Consider the following 16,413-nt stretch of genomic DNA (forward strand, 5'->3'; position numbering starts at 1 on the left):
TTCAGCAATCCTGTAAAAATCTCGGCAATCTCCCAAACTTTAGCGAAATAACCAACGCCAGAGGGGATGACGGGGGCCAATTTTCCGAATTCTGGCGGTGCCCCGGATCAGATTATTCCTTTCTTTAATGGATAGACCCCAAAGAAGATGGCAGCTTTGCCGGATTAACACCGCCCCAGTGAAACCGATGCTAGCAAACAAAGTAAAGGCCGGCACCAACTGAAAAGCAAAACCATAACGAATTGCTACCCAGGTGAAATGGTCCTGTAATAGAACAATGTCTTCCCGGAATTGCCAGAGGGACCAGGGGATAAGGGTACACCAAATTAACGCCACCACCAGCCAACGACCATAGACCCCCGCTTGGTAGAGACGATAGGCGGGTTTGCTCAAACACTGGTCGGGCATTAAGCGATGGGGCATTGATGTTGAAATTTTCACGAAATTAAGTCCGTTAACTCTGGAACGGGGGATTCCGCCTATTGTCAGAATGTAAGACTAGCTACTCCTTGGGGTAGAAAGATTCGACTTCAGCGCAAGCGAATCGGGGTAGTTCACGCTCCAATACCTAACCTTAGGGCCCAGTTGGGGCTAAAGGGAATCAGGGTGAGTAACATCAATAGCAGAGCCAGCAGTCCCAGGCCGGCCCTGGTGTCATCGGGCTCCGTCAACTCGTTTAGACTGGGCCGTTCTAGTTGCCGTTGCAAAAATAAAACCACGATCGCCCAGTAGAGGGGGATGGGATTAGCGGGGTTAAAGAGGGTGATGCCCCCCAAAATAATCAACGTGGCAATGGTGGTCCGCCGAGCTACTTTGCGGCCGTAGATAGCTTGAATAATGCGGCCACCGTCTAATTGGCCCGCTGGCAGCAGATTTAAACCATTAATGACTAAACCTAACCAACCCAGCACCGTGAGGGGATGAATGGCCACAATGTCCTTAGTCAGGGCATCGCCGAGGATGACTTTAGCCACAGTGCCCACCAGCAATGAACCCTGTAAAAACTGTACTGGTAACTGAAAAAGGCTATCTTCCCTGGAAAGTATTAAACCCACTATCAGGAATAACAGGGACACTAAGCCCCCCACCGCCGGCCCGGCGATCGCCACGTCGAATAGGGCATTACGACTGGGTAACAGGGACTCAAAACGGGTAATGGCCCCAAAGGAACCAATTTGCCAATTGGGTAAAAAGAATGGCCAACTGAGGCGTACATCCCACTTTTTCGCCTGCCAGAGATGGCCTAGCTCATGGGCGAGCAAAATAATGCCCACGGCGATCGCCAGGGGAACCGTTTCCCCCACCCGTTGCCAATTGTCTACTAAGTCAAAGCCCAACAGGGCCGCACTTGCCTCCAACGTAGTGACAATGGTGGCCACCAGTAATACCACCGCCAAATTTTTCTGGGCCAGGGTGCTGGGCTGGGGGTCATTACTGCTGGGGAGAATAACTACCACTGGCCGGTCTTCGCTACCTTCCACCAAAAAGAGACGGTATTTATCCCCCATCAAATCCTTGAGTTTAGCCGAAAGTTTGCCAAAGGCTTCCTCCGCCTGCGTCCGTAAATTGCCCTTAAAAATTGCCCCCTCCTGGTAGGCAATGGTTTCCGTGGCAAAAAAACTATCAATGCTAAAAATCCCTTTAATAATTGCCAAATCTTCCGGTGGAATGGGGGAAGCATCCTCTTCGAGGCTAGTGGTGGCATTGACATCCCCAGCAGTTGTGCCCTGATCTTGATCTTTGGCCAAATTTTGCAGTCTTTGGGCCGCCTTTTGGCGCAATAGTTCCGCTTGCCCTGCTTCCCGCATTTGCCGACCGAGATAGATGTAAATTCCCGCCGATACCAAAAGCAGAATTAATACTGCGGGCAAACTGAGGGACAACCCTAAGCTAAAAAGGACAAAATACAACAGCCAAGGGGCCATCAGCACCACGGACTGTAGCCAAGCAAGTTTGCCAAGCTTACCGAAGGGTTTGGCCCGCCGGTAGCCCCAGACTAAAACACCGATCGCCAGGGCAAAAATGACGAAGACAATGGGGGTTAAAAACTGGTCTAGGGTAGTGGGCATGGGTAAAGCAATGTTGGGAGTTGGGAGTGGAACTATCTCTGGGCAAGGTTAGGGGGCTGGGGCAAGGCATCCATGGCCTGGCGTAAATTACCACCATGGCTGAGCAGTTGGGCTTCGGCGGCTTCCAGACTGAGTCCGGACCAATGCATTAACAACGCTAACTTAACCCGTTGGCCACTGGCATTCAGTAATTGGCCCGCTTGCTCCCGATTTAAATCAGTTAAATCTTGCAAAATACGCACTGCCCGGTCTTCTAGTTTGCGGTTGGTTACAGCCACATCCACCATGCGATTGCCGTAAACTTTGCCTAATTTGACCATGGCACCGGTGGAAAGAATGTTCAACGCCATTTTAGTTACCGTGCCCGCTTTCAAACGGGTGGAGCCAGCTAAAATTTCTGGCCCTGTCAACAATCGAATATTCACATCCGCTGGCCTGGGGGCTTGGATTTCCGGCACACAGGCAATGAAAATTGTTTTTGCCCCCCTGGCCCGGGCCGCATCCAAAGCTCCATGGACATAGGGTGTGGTTCCCCCGGCCGTAATGCCCACCACCACGTCCAATTGGGTAATGCGATGGTCGGCGATCGCCCGGGCTCCATCTTCCGCAATATCTTCCAACCCTTCCGAACTGCGGAGTAGGGCACTAGCTCCCCCGGCTAAAATACCCTGCACCAACTCCGGCGGGGTACAAAAAGTGGGGGGACATTCCACCGCATCCAACACCCCCAGGCGGCCACTGGTGCCAGCCCCAATGTAGAAAAGACGGCCTTTTTTAGCCAAAGCCCCACTAATAATTTCAATGGCCGCCGCTAAATCTTCCCTCGCTGCGGCGATCGCCGTTACCGTCAGTTGATCCTGTTGGTTAAATAAATCTACCAACTCCAGGCTAGACAACTGGTCCAAATTTTGGCTTTGGGGATTGGCCTGCTCTGTTAATAGATGGCCGCGTTCTTCTATGCTTTCCGTACTAGGCATGGGGTATGGGTGGGGATTGGGGGCAGGGTTATTAGGTAAAAAAAAAATAAATTAGAAATTAAACAAAATCAACCAAACCAAATTTAGTGAACCAACCAGGACTAAGCTTTAAAACCATGGTCAGTTAAAGTCAGGACAAGCATACCCACAGTTTTTCTACAACAATCCTTCTAAGCGACGGCGAATATTTTCTAGCTCCGCATCGGAAAATTCAGTGTCTGGTTTTTCTTCCTCCTGGCCTTGGTCATTGCTCTGAGCTTCCCGGGCTGCCTGCAAAACCCCATCTGGGTCCCATTCCGGTTCCGCCACATTTTTTTCCGGGGGAATGGCCAGCATACCTTCCGCCACAACTTCGCAATCGTAGCCAGCTTCTTGGCAAAACTCTTCAATATCCCGGGAATCCATGGCTTCAATGGAGGGCGGCGGAAAATCCTGGGCCTCTAAAAGCAGGGCGTAACGGGTGGCATCATCCTCGGAAGCGAACATCAAAATCTTATTGCGTCCCCCCATTTGTACGGTGTGGATGCCTTCATTATCCGTACCTGCGTTGAATAAAAGAACGTAAACACGCATAGAGTCAGCAAAATCTAAAAGTTGTCTATTCCTACCAGCATATCGAGCTAGGGTAGTTCTGCAAAAATCAATGGGGCCACCGACGACATAACTCAAGCTGAGCATTCTTCGATGGCCCCCAGGGGAGAACCTAGGCTCTGCCCCTATGGTGGGATAATCCGGTGGAGAAATGAACTAGAAATTAAGTTCAGCGGCTTGAACTTTTTCAATTTGTTTTTTCTTCAACACCAACAGAATTTGGGAAAGCATAATTCCCGCCAAGAAGAGGACCAGGAATTTAATGCGGGTGGGATTTTGCAGCACCACTTCCGTATCTTTCTGGCCAAAACCGCCCACATTGGGGTTATTAGTCAAAAATTCCCCTGCTTCCACAGTTTGACCAGCACTGACGATCAATTCGGGGCCGGCGGGAATATCTACGGTTTCCGTACCATCAGCAGTGGTGAGGATCAGTTGATAGCCACCAGCTTCCAGGGCGTTAACTTCTGAGATGGTGCCAGCTTTGGGCGCTTTAAAGGCATTGTTATTGCTCAGCAAACCGGTGGGATAGATTTGGCCCCGACCACGGTTAGCCCCGAGGTGGACAGCGAATTTACCGTAGTTAATGCTTTTATCCTTGGCAGGGTCGGGGGACAAGACGGGGAAAACAATTTCCTGATACTGCTCACCGGGCAAAGGGCCAACAATGACCACATTTTCCATATCTTCCCGATAGGGCTGGAAGTAGGTGCCACCAACTTTTTCTTTCAGTTCCTCCGACAGGCGATCGGGGGGCGCAATTTTAAATCCTTCGGGCAACATCAATACGGCCCCAACGTTCAAGCCACCCTTGGAACCATCTCCCAGCACCTGTTGACTATCGAGGTCGTAGGGAATTTTCACTACCGCTTCAAACACGGTGTCGGGCAAAACTGCTTGGGGAATTTCCACTTCGGCCGCCTTCTGGGCGAGGTGACAGTTAGCACAAACAATGCGACCAGTGGCTTCCCGGGGGGTCAAAGGGGCAGTTTCCTGGGCCCAAAAGGGATAGGCAGAGGCGGCCTGGGGGAGGCTGACATCGGTGATTAAAAAGACGCTGACTGTGGCGATCGCCAACACCGTGAAGCGGCGCAGAGCAACCATGGTTTTCGTCCACAGCCCCAAAGTATCAGGGTTTCTCATCGTTAAGTTGAACGGATTAGGTTTAGGTAAACAGTAGGGGAAAAAGACCAGTCTCAGACAATTACACAAAATTACAACAGTGTTGCTTACTCAACGGATAGCAAAGCTAAACCTAAGCCCACCAGGGATCTTCGTCGGTGCGGAAATCGGTTTCCGTCCAGGGGCTGAGCACTAATTTGTCATCGTCGGTAACTGTGGTATGGGCCAAAGCCAAAGAGAGGGGAGCCGGGCCACGCACCACTTTACCTTCGGCGTTGTACTGGGAACCGTGGCAAGGGCACATAAATTTATTTTCGCTGGCATTCCAGGGCACCACACAGCCCAAATGGGTACAAACCGCATTAATACCATAGTCGGCGATCGTGTCATCCCCCTGGACTACAATATAGGTCGGGTCGCCCTTCAAACCCTGGGCCAATACCCGATCGCCAGCGTTATGGGAAGCCAAAAATTCCGTCACCTTAACATCATTACCCAAGGCATCCTTCGCAGTTACTCCGCCACCAGTCCCACCACTGGAAGGAGGGATCAAATACTTAATCGCTGGATAGAGGGCTCCGGCCGCCACCCCAGTGATCGTACCAAAGGTCAATAAGTTCATAAACTGACGCCGACCCAAATCGGGGACATCAGGGGAGCCAGAAATCTGTGTCATAATGAACCGTCTAAATTTAAGGATTTTTACTAACATTCACCGGAGGAAGCCCGGCAACATCGTTACAGAGAGGCAGACCGGCTAAGTTACCGTCACCCCGGGGATTTGCAATAAAAAATGTAACAAGTCCTGTTCGATTATGACAGAAAACGCACCAGCCCATCTAGACAAGGCTTTGGGCTACATTTCTTGATCTGCCGGTAACAATTTTCTTCCCCCCGTGCCTTAGAAGACAAAAAAATCCCGACGGGGCGGGATGCAAAAAAGATTAACCAAAATTAGGTTGAGATTAAATTGGGTCAGGAATACGTCGACAACCCCAAATCAACCAGCCCAGTCCACACTGAAGCCTTCAAGAATCAGAGAAGAGTTATAAATCTGTAAAATAATCAGTAAGAAAACCAGAAAAAGAGCCATAAATACCCCCATGACAGGAGTGGTGCCCCAGCCCGGTACGACCTTACCGTATTCCGAGTTGAGGGGTCTGAGGATATCTCCTAACCGAGTGCGCTGTGCCATAGATTTCCCGTAAAAATGACTAAATGAGTTTTTGTAATGTTCTGTAATAATATAAGACAACAGAAACAACTATCAATCTTACCCCATGGAATCCGCAACAGTTCTTAGCATTACTTTTGCTGTCATTCTCATTGCCATCACTGGCTTGGCAGTGTACACCTCCTTTGGTCCTCCCTCCGCCGAGCTGGGTGATCCCTTCGATGACCACGAAGATTAGAATTTTTCCTGGGGGAATGGGCCCCTACCCTTGACTTGGGGTAATAGTGGTAGCAACGCTAAAAAGCTTGAATCCACTCCTTGACCTCGTACTGCGTCCAGATACCGTTTTGCCAGTAGGGGTCACCTTGCACCAACTTCTCCACTGTGTCCTGGTCTGGTGCGTCATAGATAGCAAAAACCTGCCGTAAATCCTTGGTGGGCCCAATGGTAACCAACACGCCACTTTCCTTTTGGGCTTTGAGTCCGTCCAGATGGGCTTGACGATGGGGCGCTCTTTTTTCTTCCACATTGTCGCAATAGGTCCCCCAAAGTACATATTTAGCCATTGGTTACACACTCCTTTCTCAGCAACGAATTCACAAAGTCACCTAGAATTTTAAATGATCATGGCCAGGGCCCTGCCCTCCTCACCGCACCAGTGGCCATAAACCATGGCTCAGGAATTTCCTCGAATTGTCTCGGGGAAGTATTGATCAGAATCGGACATTTGGTCGGCAGTTAGTTTAGTTAGAACTTGTTAGTTTTCCTTGATAGACCATACCAGCGGCGTCAGCGGCAAGGATAGTTTGATCATCCATAAAAATTACAGCGTTAATTCCCGTCGAGGAAATTTGATGTTCTTCTACCACTTTTCCCGTGGCTAAGGAGATAATTCCCACAAAACCTTGATCATCGGCGATCGCCAGGAGAGAACTGGCCCCAGCCAAAGTAAGAAAATTTCTGCGGGAATGTTTCATGGATGGATGAAATTTACATTTTGGCTATATTTTGACCCTGAACCGTTGTTGTGAAAAACTAAAATCCTCACCAGCACTCTAGCTTTTAGCCATAATTAACCTCAATTACACTTTTGGCAAAGCTCTGATAGGCAGCACCCATTTGTTTGGCCATAGTATCGTGGGGAAAAACATGAAATTCGCCGGATCTGAGGGCATCGATAATGGCATCTGCCGCTAAGGTGGGGGGCTCGGCAATATCGGCTCTTCCAGAAGCATGGGTCATTTCGGTAGCCAACGGGCCGGGGTGGACACTCAGAACCAGAGTGCCTTGCTTACCAAGCAATTCCCACAATGCCTGGGTGATGGAATAGGCAGCAGCTTTGGAAGCGGAGTAGGTGGCCACATTGGAAAATGATTTTAGGGAAACTACTGAGTTAAGTTGCACAAAGGCCCCTCCCCCATTAGCCTTGAGCACCGGCGCAAAGGCTTGGGCCATGGTAATTAAGCCATACACATTGGTCTCCATTTCAGATTTTAGACAGGCGATCGCCCCTTCGTCCAAGGGAGATGCTACTTTTTGTATCGCGGCATTGTTCACGACAATCTCCACATCTGCGGCGGTTTGGGCGGCGGTAGCAATGGATTCTGGGTCCGCCAGATCAATAAAAATAGGGACTACTTTGTCGCCATATTGCTCGACTAGGGGGGCGGCACTGTCCAGGTTTCTAACGGCGGCGTAAACTTTAGCGGCTCCGTGCTCCAAAAAAGACTCCACCAGCACCTTCCCTATGCCACGGTTAGCACCGGTCACGAGAATGATTTTGTTGGCAATATCGCAAGTCATTGGCATATCTCCAGAAATGTTATTTGAAAACTTAAACCATCAGTGTGGAGTCCCAAAAGTTGCTAGATGTTGGGAAAATCAGCAGAAAAAATGGCAATGGGAGTAAATTCTGAGTGGCGATCGCCCTTTTGGAAATGACTCCAGTCAAGGGAAGAAAATTTCTGAGCAGGGACCAATGCAGTAGTACAAGTTGTCGGGCTGTCAAAAAACAAAATATTCAGAACCCTTGTTAATATACCCCCTACGAATTTTACCACATTGGGTGGGCACTAGATCCAGAAAATAAGGTCGTAAATGTAAGTAGAATTAGGATTGTTTCACTACAGAGAGCTTTCCATGAAATTGAAAAAAGTAGTTTTTCAACCCCTTTTGGTATTAGGGGTTTCCCTTGGCCTATCTTTGGCGTTTTCCCCTGGAGCCTTTGCCTTAAAAACCCTTTATCAATTGCCATTCTCTTTGGCAGTGGAAGCGGCCATGGAAGCTGTTAACAGTTGTCAGGGAAATGGTTATAACGTTACCGCCACAGTGGTCAATCAAGAAGGTTTAGTGCAAGCTGTTATCCGAGGGGACGGAGCCACTCCCCACACCATAGAAAATAGCCTTTATAAAGCTTATACTGTGATCACCTTAGGACCCATCACCAAAGAAGATTCCACAGAGGCGATCGCAAAAAAAATGACCCCAGCTCCGTTGCCTGTGGGTTCCGTGCCTCTGGCTCCCAATCCCATCACCGGTCTGAGTTATAGCACCGGCGGCCTGGCCATTAAAGTCGGAGACCAATTAGTGGCGGCGATCGGCGTTTCTGGTTCCCCCAATGGAAACTTAGACCAAGCCTGTGCCCTCCAAGGTATTGAAAAAATCAAGCCCCGTTTAATTCCTTAAAAATGTTTTGAAGAAAATTAATGACCACCCATTAGTTTTCCTTGATAGACTATCCCAGCGGCATCGGCGGCCAGGATAGTTTGATCATTTGTGAAAATTACTGCATTAATTCCGGTCGAGGAAATTTGATGTTCTTCGACTACTTTTCCTGTGGCTAAAGAGATAATTCTCACAAAGCCTTGATCATCGGCGATCGCCACTAAATTTTGGGAATTAATGTCTAACGCATTTAGCCAGGAATCCACTTTGAAAAGAGTCCTACTGGCACCGCTAATTAGGTCTATTTCCACCAGTTCCCCCGTGAAGTAACCAATCAGTAGCTTTGAGCCATCAGGGGTAAATTTAAACGTGTTAACCCGACTATTTATATTTCTGAAGGTAGTTGGTTGGACGGGATTACGCAACGTGTTGCGGTCGATGGTGAAAATGGTAATTTCACCACTGTCATAGCTAACAGCTACCTTGTCAACTTCGGCATTGGGGGCACGAAAAAAGGCGAGATTTCTAGCTACACCAATGGACTCATAGAGTTTTAATGTGTTGACTTGGGGCGGAGAAAGATCAATGATCCTGGAAATTTGTACAGTACCATCGTCGGAAGAAGATAGTAAATAATCTTGGATAATTAGAGAGTCAGTAACCGCCGCTTTATGGAGGGGAATATCATATTTTGCTTGGGAGTTGGACAGAACACTACTGCCTGTGTAAATGGAAGAAATTAGCAATGATTTTCCCTCAAGATTTCCATATCTGGCCCGAAAAAATCTCTTACAATCCTTGAGAAATAGCTCGTCTTTCCAGTTTAAACTATTATCTAAAAAAATCAAATTACAGTTATTAAAACCGATCGCCAGTTGTTCCGACTTAGGATCTTGAGCGATGGAAGCTGATGTTCCATACTGGCTAAGATCAATCTTTTTAACAACAAAGTCTTTTTCCTGTCCCCAGGCCTTTTCCTGGTGGGGAAAGAGCCAAAAGCTGATTAGGAGAAATAAAATAAACAATAAACAATCAATTTTGTTGTGCCTCAATTTCCCCCAGGGAAGAACGTTCAATATTTCGTTCATATTTTTGAATTTTATAAAGTTACAGAAATTAGCTGAATTTGATGCCAGTTTTTTCCTCTAATTTATTTCGGATCAATGATTGGGCTTGGGGATTTAAGCGACTATAAAGGGACTGATAAACTTTCATTAATTTCTCAGTGCCCTGGGATAAATCCGGATTAGTTGCCACCATGCCTAATTTTTTAGTCAATTGTTCATACGCCTGTTGATTATATTCTTCCTGGGCTTTGATTTGTTTAGCTTGATAGATGGGGAGCAGTTCTTTTATTACGCCTTGGGTCGAAGCAGAGAGAGAGTTCCAAAAGTTGGTATTGAAAAATGTGTTATACCCCGACCAGGCATGGTTGGTTATGTTTAAATATTTGGTTACTTCATATAACTTAAAGCCTAGGGCTACAGACATGGGATTTTCCTGAGCTTGGACATTACCATTTTTAAGAACTTCGAAAACTTGATTCATGGTAAATTGCTTAGGGACCGCACCTAAAGCTTCCATGGTCGCCATCATATCAGCGGAAGGAGGAGTACGAATTATCAGGCCTTGAAAGTCCTCTAGTTGATAAATTGGTTTGCTCTCTATGGACGTAACACTTCTCATGCCATTGTCAAAGGTGCCATTGGGCAAATAGGTGAGATTGTATTGGGAGACGGATTGATTAAGAATTTCAGCAAATAAGGGCTGATTAATAATTTCAAAAACTTCTTGGGGTGATTGATAAAAAAGTCCAATATTTTGAATGCCAATAACATCGGGACAGACTTTGTCAATAATGGGGCCAGCTACACTAACAATTTCAAAACGTCCGCCAGTAATAAATTGCACTGCTTGGGGATCGCCCGCCGGAAGGGAAGCATCCTCGGGCAGGGGGGAGACAAATAGTTCTCCATCGGTTTGCTTAAATACTTCCAGCCATAACTCTTCCAAAGCTTTATGTAAGGGGCTAGTATCGGGTTGGTTATGGAGGTGGAAAGCCCTAATTTTTGCTTGACCATAATATTCTCCATATTTCCCAGGAAGGGGCAGGATTTTATTTAAAATTTCCTGGGGGATGCCCTGGGCTAACAACTTCGGAGCGGCGATCGCCAACAGGGAACTGGCCCCAGCCAAAGCTAAAAAATTTCTCCGTGAATGTCTCATAGTTAGTACTAAATTGTGTTAATAATAAAGTTAATTTTTTAGGGTTTGAAGGTGTTGACAATAGCTTTCAAAATCTCCTCCGGTGCCTCCTCAGGAATGTAATGACCACATTGTTCAATTACATAACTTGTAATGTCATCACAATAGGGAGAAATACCGTTATAAATTAAAGATTTAGTGGCAAACTCTCCCCCCATAGCAAAAATAGGCTGGCTGAAATGGGTATCTGCCGTCGGCGTATTAGCTTTAGTTGTTTCCTCCAAAGCGGCATACCACAGAAACCCAGCTCTCATTGCCCCAGGACGACTATAGTAACGGGCATAGTAATCCATCACTTCCGGGGTAAGATTCTCCTTTCGTTTAGACTTGTTGGTGAAGTACCAACTGAGATATTCCCTCTCTTTTCCCGTTACCAAGCTACTGGCTAAATCCGGCACCATATGGAAATAAAATTGCCATACCTTGGGGGCATTAACCACAGAAAAGAAATCATTACTGACCAGGCCAGGAATTGCCGCATCAATGAGCCCAGCCCCCAGTACTGCATCGGGAAAAAGTTTCAACACAGTAAAGGCAACCCAAGCCCCTACGTCATGACCTACTAAGTAAAAAGAATTAATCTCCTTTTTTGCTAAAAAATCTTTGATTTCCTTCGCCGCAGTGCCACAGTCGTAAGGGCCATCAGGAATGTCTGAATCCCCTTGACCCCTCATGTCCAAGGCAATAACGTGGAAATGTTGCCCCAATTGTTCCCACAAAAGTCGCCAGACGTAACAAGTTTGGGGCCAGCCCCCCAATAATAATAAAGGTTCTCCCCTTCCCCCTTCTATGGCATGGAGAGTGACATCCCCAACGGTGGTATAAGTGTGGTCAAAACCAGAGGGCAAAGTAATGGGAATATAGGGCTGATTCATGGTGATGTACTTGATAAATTTATTGGTTTTGGTAAGTTTGCCGCAGAAATTTCACTCCATCCCTAGCAATATCTGCACTGGTGGGGGCGAGGGGCCGCCAAAGACGGGCTCCAGAAGCTAATTCTTGATCTTCAAAATTAAAACTTTCAATGGTTACCCAGCCTTGATAATTAATTTCCTCCAAAACCTTAAACCAATCACTCCAAGCAAAGGAATCACTACCTGGTGTGCCCCGGTCTTTAGCACAGGCATGGATATGAAAGCATTTGTTGCCTGCTCGCCGAAAGGCTTGGAGTACGTCCTTTTCCTCAATATTCATGTGGAATAAATCCAGTAAAAGCCCCACTTGGTCACAATTGACCGCATCAAGTAGCGCCAAACCCTGCTCAACGGTATTGAGAGCATAACCCTGGAAACGATTCAACGGCTCGATCGCCAATTTAAGATCGGTTTTCACTAGGGTTTCTGCCACCAACTTAAATGCGTCCTGCATGCGGATGGCTTCCTTTTTTTGTAGAGCTTCCCCACTGAGATAACCCACGGGATGGGGAAACGGCCCCGACAGTTGGGTGATGCCACATTGCTGACAGAATACAATTGCCCTTTGTAGATAGGCAATGGAATCCCGCCAACGGGCCTCATCCTCGGTGGTCAGGGATAGGCCCTGAGGCAAACTAGTACAAAAAGTTAACTCCAAACCCGATTGGTGGGCAAAATCCTTCAGCAGTCCAGGATCAATTTGATCAAAGAAATGGCTGGCGATTTCAACCCCATCAAACTGCCAGGCCTTAGCATCTCGAAAAATATATTCTTCTTGACCAAGGAATTCTTTTTTCCAGATAAAGGTATGAACTCCAAATTTGATTTGGGGAGGGGCAATCATGAGCAAGTTACCGATTTATCGCCACGGTTAAAAGCCTCAATTGTTTCAATCACTTTAGTCAAGGCTTGTGTATTTTCTAGTTTGGCCAAATTGCTCGGAAATTCGTCACTAATGGCAGAAACATACTGCATCATATAGGAGCTTTGATTAATGCCAAACTTGGGGGCTTCAGTGACAAAAGCATTGCGTTGTGCCTCGGTCAATGTGGGTAAATTATTCAAGTCTTCAATATGGGCCCCCACTGCGGAGAAATACTCCCGCATACCGCCATCGTGATATTCAAAGTCTGGAGCAATTGCATCCCGCACCCAAATCATCGTAATTGGCAAGGTTTCATCGGTGGGATTCACAAAGCCGTGCATAAAAGTATGGGGAGAATAAATCACCTGCTTGGGTTGGGGGGTAATGGCATAAAGCGAAGCTCGGCCAGCGGCTTCCATGGTGGGAGGCTTGCCCATGTCGGGAAACTTACGTTCACTATGGAAAATTTCGATCCCCCCCTGAGGAGGCCAGAAAAATTCGTTGATGTAGTAGTGGACATGGGGCAAAGGGCCCGCACCGGGGGGAATTTGGGCATTGGTAATGGCAAAGCCAAAGTCTTTGGTGGAGCAGGAGGCAATTTCAAAAATTTCGTTGGCGGGGGTTAGGATTCGCAATGGATTCTCCAACTTCGGCATGGGAATATTTTCAATGCTATGGGTCAGTGAATCTTTGGATAGCGCCAAGCTTTGGCTAAAGACTACTCCTCCCACGGCGATCGCCAACACCAGAGCCCAACCCCAACTCCTAAGTTTGAACATAGTTGATTTCCTTTAAATTAAAGATAAGTTGTCAAGAAATATATCTCTAAAATCCAAATTTCTGCTTGATTAAGGTGTAAGTAACTTGACCCAAAAGACAGGCCGCCGCCGCCACCAAACCTTCAAAAGGAGGAACGGGTAAGGGTAATTTGAAAAAACCAAAAATCACTCCCAAAATCCAACCACCAAGAATAGCAAACCCTAATTCCTTATTCATAAATTTTCCCTAGAAATTCTCGAAAGGCTAAAAACAAGTAACAGAAGTATCGCCTTGATTATAGGCATTAATTGTCTCGATAATCTCGTTTAAACTTTGATCATCTTTGAGGTTTGCTAGTGCCGCCGGTGGTTGATTATCAAGCTTATTAACATATTGAAGAAAATAATAGCTTTGGTTAATGCCGTAGTCAGGGGCATGGGTAACGAATTTTTCCCTGGCTTGGTCGGTGATTTTCGGCAATTTTTTCATATTTTTAATTGGAATACCCACATCTTTGAAATATTCACGAATACCACCGTCGTGGAATTCATATTCTGGAGAAGTGGGATCCTGTCGCCAGATGAAAGTAAGGGGACGGGTTTCCGAGGTGATATTGACGAAACCATGCACTCGATATTTGGGACCATAGACAATCTGATTAGGCTCGGTTTGCACTGTGTAAATGGTGGCATTTCCCCCCTGGGTCACAGTGGCGGGATTGTCTAGATCGGGGTATTCTTTTGTGCTTTGAAATAATTCCAAGCCCCCCTGGGGAGTCCAAAACCACTCATTGGTGTAGTGGTGAATGTGGGGCAATGGGCCAGCCCCCGCTGGAATTTGGGCATTGGCAATGGTAAAGCCAATTCCCTCGGCATTACAGGTGGAAAACTCAAAAATTTCCCCCGCTGGCCCTAATATTTTTTCTGGCTTTTCGATGTTAGGGCTAGGAAAATTATCCAACGTGGCGATCGCCAATGCTTTGGGGCAAATTATGGTCAGGCTCCCCAGAGCTATCAATAGTACCAGCAATAATTGGGACAACAACAGAGGAAAGCTTTTCATGTTTTTATGGAGGTTGACAGAAATTTATAATGTTTCAAATTCGGCTATTTTATAAATTTTAATTTCTGCTGCCTTAGCCAGTAAATCTGGAGATTTTTCCACAAATTCGTGAAAGTAAGGGGTCTGAAAATGATATTCTAAGGCCGCACGATTTCGCCATACCTCAAAAAAAAGAAACGTGTTATTCTCTGTTTCATCCTCATAAAAGCTGTAGGATATACAACCGGGTTCCGACCGAGAAGGTCCAATAAAAGTCTGGGATAGGGCGATAAATTCTTCCCTTTTCTCCGGTTTTACCTTGATGTTACCCGCCACAATAATAGACTGATTGGCTCCGCCATCACCATCCGCTAAAGTCGGCAAGGGAAGAAAAAGGATACTTAATAAAAAAAACAGTGGAATTACTAGGGTCAAAAGTACCCCGACCAACATCCCCTGACCACGGAATAAAGCTCTAGTTTTCATGGCATCGATAATTGCAAAAGTAGTTAAAGGTCAGTCGGAAAACAAGTAACATAAATAGTGCGGGAAAACTCAGGATTTCCCGCGTCCCCTTAAATTCTAGGGTTAGGGCACCCTGCGTAGAGCTTTGACAAAAACAATAACACGCTTGGCTGTCCCCAGCCATTATAAGAAAAACTTTAAACAGGCATTATTTTTTTAACATTTTTTCACATTAATCAGCATAGCTTATTGTTATTTCAAGAGTTAGCCATAATTCTTGTCCTGGAGGTAAGTGTTTCGGCGATCGCCAAAGTCAAACTTTCCTGACTAATGGGACTGCGGCGTAGGGCTGAGCAGAAGAAATCCAAGGTAAATGAACTCAGTTCAGGGGAAGCTTTGGTAACATTTTGTCACAGTGGAGCACATAGTAAAAAGCCATGGTATGCTTTTCAACAAACCATCGGCTGACAGGGAAGACAAAATCCTGTTTCTGCCCTATTGTTCGCGTCATTAGATTTCTTTTGGGTTATCTTTATGTCATCTATGCCAGCAAGAAGAAATTACTATTTAAACCTGAAGGCTAACTATTCCCAACCAGGGCTGGTGCCAGAAAGTCTGCGGCAGGAGTTAATCGAAGAAGGGCTCAAATATGTGGCCATGAAAGAAGCCACCTTGCCCGCCATTGATGCCAATTACACCTTAGGAATCATTGAGCAGGAAAATAAAGACTGGTGGCCTACCCACTGTGAAGCTCTCCGCCAGGGCCGGGGAGATATTCTCACCGGGGAGTATCGAGAGGATTTGGTGTATTTTTGCCAGGACGGCCCTTACTCCGGTTTGGAACAACAACAGGAACGGGAAAAGCACTGGTGGGCCCTCATAGCCCAGCCCGGGGTAACTATGGTCTGGCCCATTGTCATGTTCTATGGCGAGCATACTTTTTTTGAGTGGAAGTGTGTGGACGACGAAACCCATGAAACCATTGCGAAGGGGAATGTCACCTGGGTGCGTCGAGGTCACCGGGGCGGTTGTTATTTAAAAACCGAGCAACTGACCTTTTACCGGGATGTGTTTGCTCCGGATAATTTGCTGAAACTTATTACCACCTAGGATAGGAGTTGGACCCAATGAGCAAGTTTAAAAATGCCGTGTTGGACGATCAGGATTTACAGGCAGGTTTAAGCGGCATTAATCCTAAATTTGGTGACTTCTGCACCAGGGTTGCTGGAGAAGCCTGGGGATTGCCTTTAATTGATCAAAAGACCAAAGCTTTGATTTTGATTGCGGTGGATGTGGCAAATCAGACCCTTGATGTTCCCTTCCCAGCCCATGTGGATATGGCCCTTAAACAAGGGGCAACCAAAGAGGAAATTGAAGAGGTGCTTTTATTGATGTGTGTCTATGGTGGATTTAATAAAGCCGCCGGTGCTTTTGCTGCTTTAAAGGCGATCTTTGAAACGGATTCCTAACTAAATTAATTAGCTTATTAGCTCATAGAAAAACAATA

22 protein-coding genes are annotated in these 16,413 nt (G+C 46.6%); 4 read left to right on the forward strand and 18 right to left on the reverse strand.

The genetic code is table 11. The features are described 5' to 3' along the window. Positions 1–39 precede the first annotated feature (39 nt). The 7 genes from H6G45_RS17720 to psbH all read right to left on the reverse strand — a co-directional run bounded on the left by H6G45_RS17720 (position 40) and on the right by psbH (position 5,954). Positions 40–423, reverse strand: a complete 384-nt coding sequence (locus tag H6G45_RS17720) for a hypothetical protein (RefSeq protein ID WP_199309849.1) — start codon at positions 421–423, stop codon at positions 40–42. Between the two features lie 131 nt (positions 424–554). Further along, positions 555–2,069, reverse strand: a complete 1,515-nt coding sequence (locus H6G45_RS17725) for a site-2 protease family protein (protein ID WP_190599715.1) — start codon at positions 2,067–2,069, stop codon at positions 555–557. Positions 2,070–2,101: 32 nt separating this feature from the next. Beyond that, positions 2,102–3,046, reverse strand: coding sequence for an N-acetylmuramic acid 6-phosphate etherase (gene murQ, locus H6G45_RS17730; RefSeq protein ID WP_190599716.1), 945 nt, complete (start codon positions 3,044–3,046; stop codon positions 2,102–2,104). A 156-nt stretch (positions 3,047–3,202) separates the two neighbouring features. Further along, positions 3,203–3,619, reverse strand: a complete 417-nt coding sequence (locus tag H6G45_RS17735; protein WP_223342983.1) for a DUF3110 domain-containing protein — start codon at positions 3,617–3,619, stop codon at positions 3,203–3,205. Between the two features lie 174 nt (positions 3,620–3,793). Next, a complete protein-coding gene (gene petA, locus H6G45_RS17740) occupies positions 3,794–4,780 on the reverse strand; it encodes a cytochrome f (protein ID WP_190599718.1) in 987 nt (328 codons plus the stop codon). A 112-nt stretch (positions 4,781–4,892) separates the two neighbouring features. Continuing rightward, positions 4,893–5,435, reverse strand: coding sequence for a cytochrome b6-f complex iron-sulfur subunit (gene petC, locus H6G45_RS17745; protein ID WP_190599719.1), 543 nt, complete (start codon positions 5,433–5,435; stop codon positions 4,893–4,895). A 324-nt stretch (positions 5,436–5,759) separates the two neighbouring features. Beyond that, a complete protein-coding gene (gene psbH / locus H6G45_RS17750) occupies positions 5,760–5,954 on the reverse strand; it encodes a photosystem II reaction center protein PsbH (RefSeq protein WP_010872259.1) in 195 nt (64 codons plus the stop codon). Between the two features lie 85 nt (positions 5,955–6,039). On the opposite strand from psbH, the gene psbN reads away from it, so the two are divergent. After that, a complete protein-coding gene (gene psbN / locus H6G45_RS17755) occupies positions 6,040–6,171 on the forward strand; it encodes a photosystem II reaction center protein PsbN (protein WP_010872260.1) in 132 nt (43 codons plus the stop codon). A gap of 58 nt (positions 6,172–6,229) precedes the next feature. Here psbN and H6G45_RS17760 read toward each other — a convergent pair whose 3' ends face one another. From H6G45_RS17760 to H6G45_RS17770, 3 genes are all read right to left on the reverse strand, one after another. Beyond that, positions 6,230–6,499, reverse strand: a complete 270-nt coding sequence (locus tag H6G45_RS17760; protein ID WP_190599720.1) for a YciI family protein — start codon at positions 6,497–6,499, stop codon at positions 6,230–6,232. A 177-nt stretch (positions 6,500–6,676) separates the two neighbouring features. Beyond that, positions 6,677–6,910, reverse strand: coding sequence for a hypothetical protein (locus tag H6G45_RS17765; protein ID WP_242018237.1), 234 nt, complete (start codon positions 6,908–6,910; stop codon positions 6,677–6,679). Between the two features lie 85 nt (positions 6,911–6,995). Next, a complete protein-coding gene (locus H6G45_RS17770; RefSeq protein ID WP_242018238.1) occupies positions 6,996–7,736 on the reverse strand; it encodes an SDR family oxidoreductase in 741 nt (246 codons plus the stop codon). A 336-nt stretch (positions 7,737–8,072) separates the two neighbouring features. On the opposite strand from H6G45_RS17770, the gene H6G45_RS17775 reads away from it, so the two are divergent. Continuing rightward, positions 8,073–8,618, forward strand: coding sequence for a heme-binding protein (locus H6G45_RS17775; RefSeq protein WP_190599722.1), 546 nt, complete (start codon positions 8,073–8,075; stop codon positions 8,616–8,618). 17 nt (positions 8,619–8,635) lie between these two features. On the opposite strand, the gene H6G45_RS17780 is transcribed toward H6G45_RS17775, so the two are convergent. From H6G45_RS17780 to H6G45_RS17815, 8 genes are all read right to left on the reverse strand, one after another. Then, positions 8,636–9,343 (reverse strand): hypothetical protein, encoded by a 708-nt coding sequence (locus H6G45_RS17780; protein ID WP_242018239.1) that lies wholly within the window; start codon positions 9,341–9,343, stop codon positions 8,636–8,638. A gap of 370 nt (positions 9,344–9,713) precedes the next feature. After that, positions 9,714–10,823: a TRAP transporter substrate-binding protein gene (locus H6G45_RS17785; RefSeq protein WP_190599724.1), complete on the reverse strand. Its 1,110-nt coding sequence runs from the start codon at positions 10,821–10,823 to the stop codon at positions 9,714–9,716. A 38-nt stretch (positions 10,824–10,861) separates the two neighbouring features. Next, positions 10,862–11,737, reverse strand: coding sequence for an alpha/beta hydrolase (locus tag H6G45_RS17790; RefSeq protein WP_190599725.1), 876 nt, complete (start codon positions 11,735–11,737; stop codon positions 10,862–10,864). A gap of 19 nt (positions 11,738–11,756) precedes the next feature. Beyond that, complete coding sequence (locus tag H6G45_RS17795; RefSeq protein ID WP_190599726.1) at positions 11,757–12,620, reverse strand: sugar phosphate isomerase/epimerase family protein; 864 nt, start codon at positions 12,618–12,620, stop codon at positions 11,757–11,759. Beyond that, a complete protein-coding gene (locus H6G45_RS17800; protein ID WP_190599727.1) occupies positions 12,617–13,420 on the reverse strand; it encodes a cupin domain-containing protein in 804 nt (267 codons plus the stop codon). The genes H6G45_RS17795 and H6G45_RS17800 overlap by 4 nt, the downstream gene beginning before the upstream one ends. Before the next feature lie 46 nt (positions 13,421–13,466). Continuing rightward, positions 13,467–13,637, reverse strand: coding sequence for a hypothetical protein (locus H6G45_RS17805; RefSeq protein WP_190599728.1), 171 nt, complete (start codon positions 13,635–13,637; stop codon positions 13,467–13,469). Between the two features lie 27 nt (positions 13,638–13,664). After that, positions 13,665–14,462, reverse strand: coding sequence for a cupin domain-containing protein (locus tag H6G45_RS17810; RefSeq protein WP_190599729.1), 798 nt, complete (start codon positions 14,460–14,462; stop codon positions 13,665–13,667). A 24-nt stretch (positions 14,463–14,486) separates the two neighbouring features. Continuing rightward, positions 14,487–14,894 carry a putative quinol monooxygenase gene (locus tag H6G45_RS17815; protein ID WP_338116553.1) on the reverse strand — a complete coding sequence of 136 codons (408 nt, stop codon included), beginning with the start codon at positions 14,892–14,894 and terminating at the stop codon, positions 14,487–14,489. Positions 14,895–15,449: 555 nt separating this feature from the next. On the opposite strand from H6G45_RS17815, the gene H6G45_RS17820 reads away from it, so the two are divergent. Continuing rightward, on the forward strand, positions 15,450–16,016 hold the full coding sequence (locus H6G45_RS17820) for a hypothetical protein (protein ID WP_190599767.1): 567 nt from the start codon (positions 15,450–15,452) through the stop codon (positions 16,014–16,016). A 17-nt stretch (positions 16,017–16,033) separates the two neighbouring features. Next, complete coding sequence (locus tag H6G45_RS17825; protein WP_190599731.1) at positions 16,034–16,375, forward strand: carboxymuconolactone decarboxylase family protein; 342 nt, start codon at positions 16,034–16,036, stop codon at positions 16,373–16,375. Positions 16,376–16,413: the final 38 nt, after the last annotated feature.

Origin of the sequence: Synechocystis sp. FACHB-383, from assembly GCF_014698605.1 — a bacterium.
GTDB classification, from domain to species: Bacteria; Cyanobacteriota; Cyanobacteriia; order Cyanobacteriales; family Microcystaceae; genus Synechocystis; species Synechocystis salina.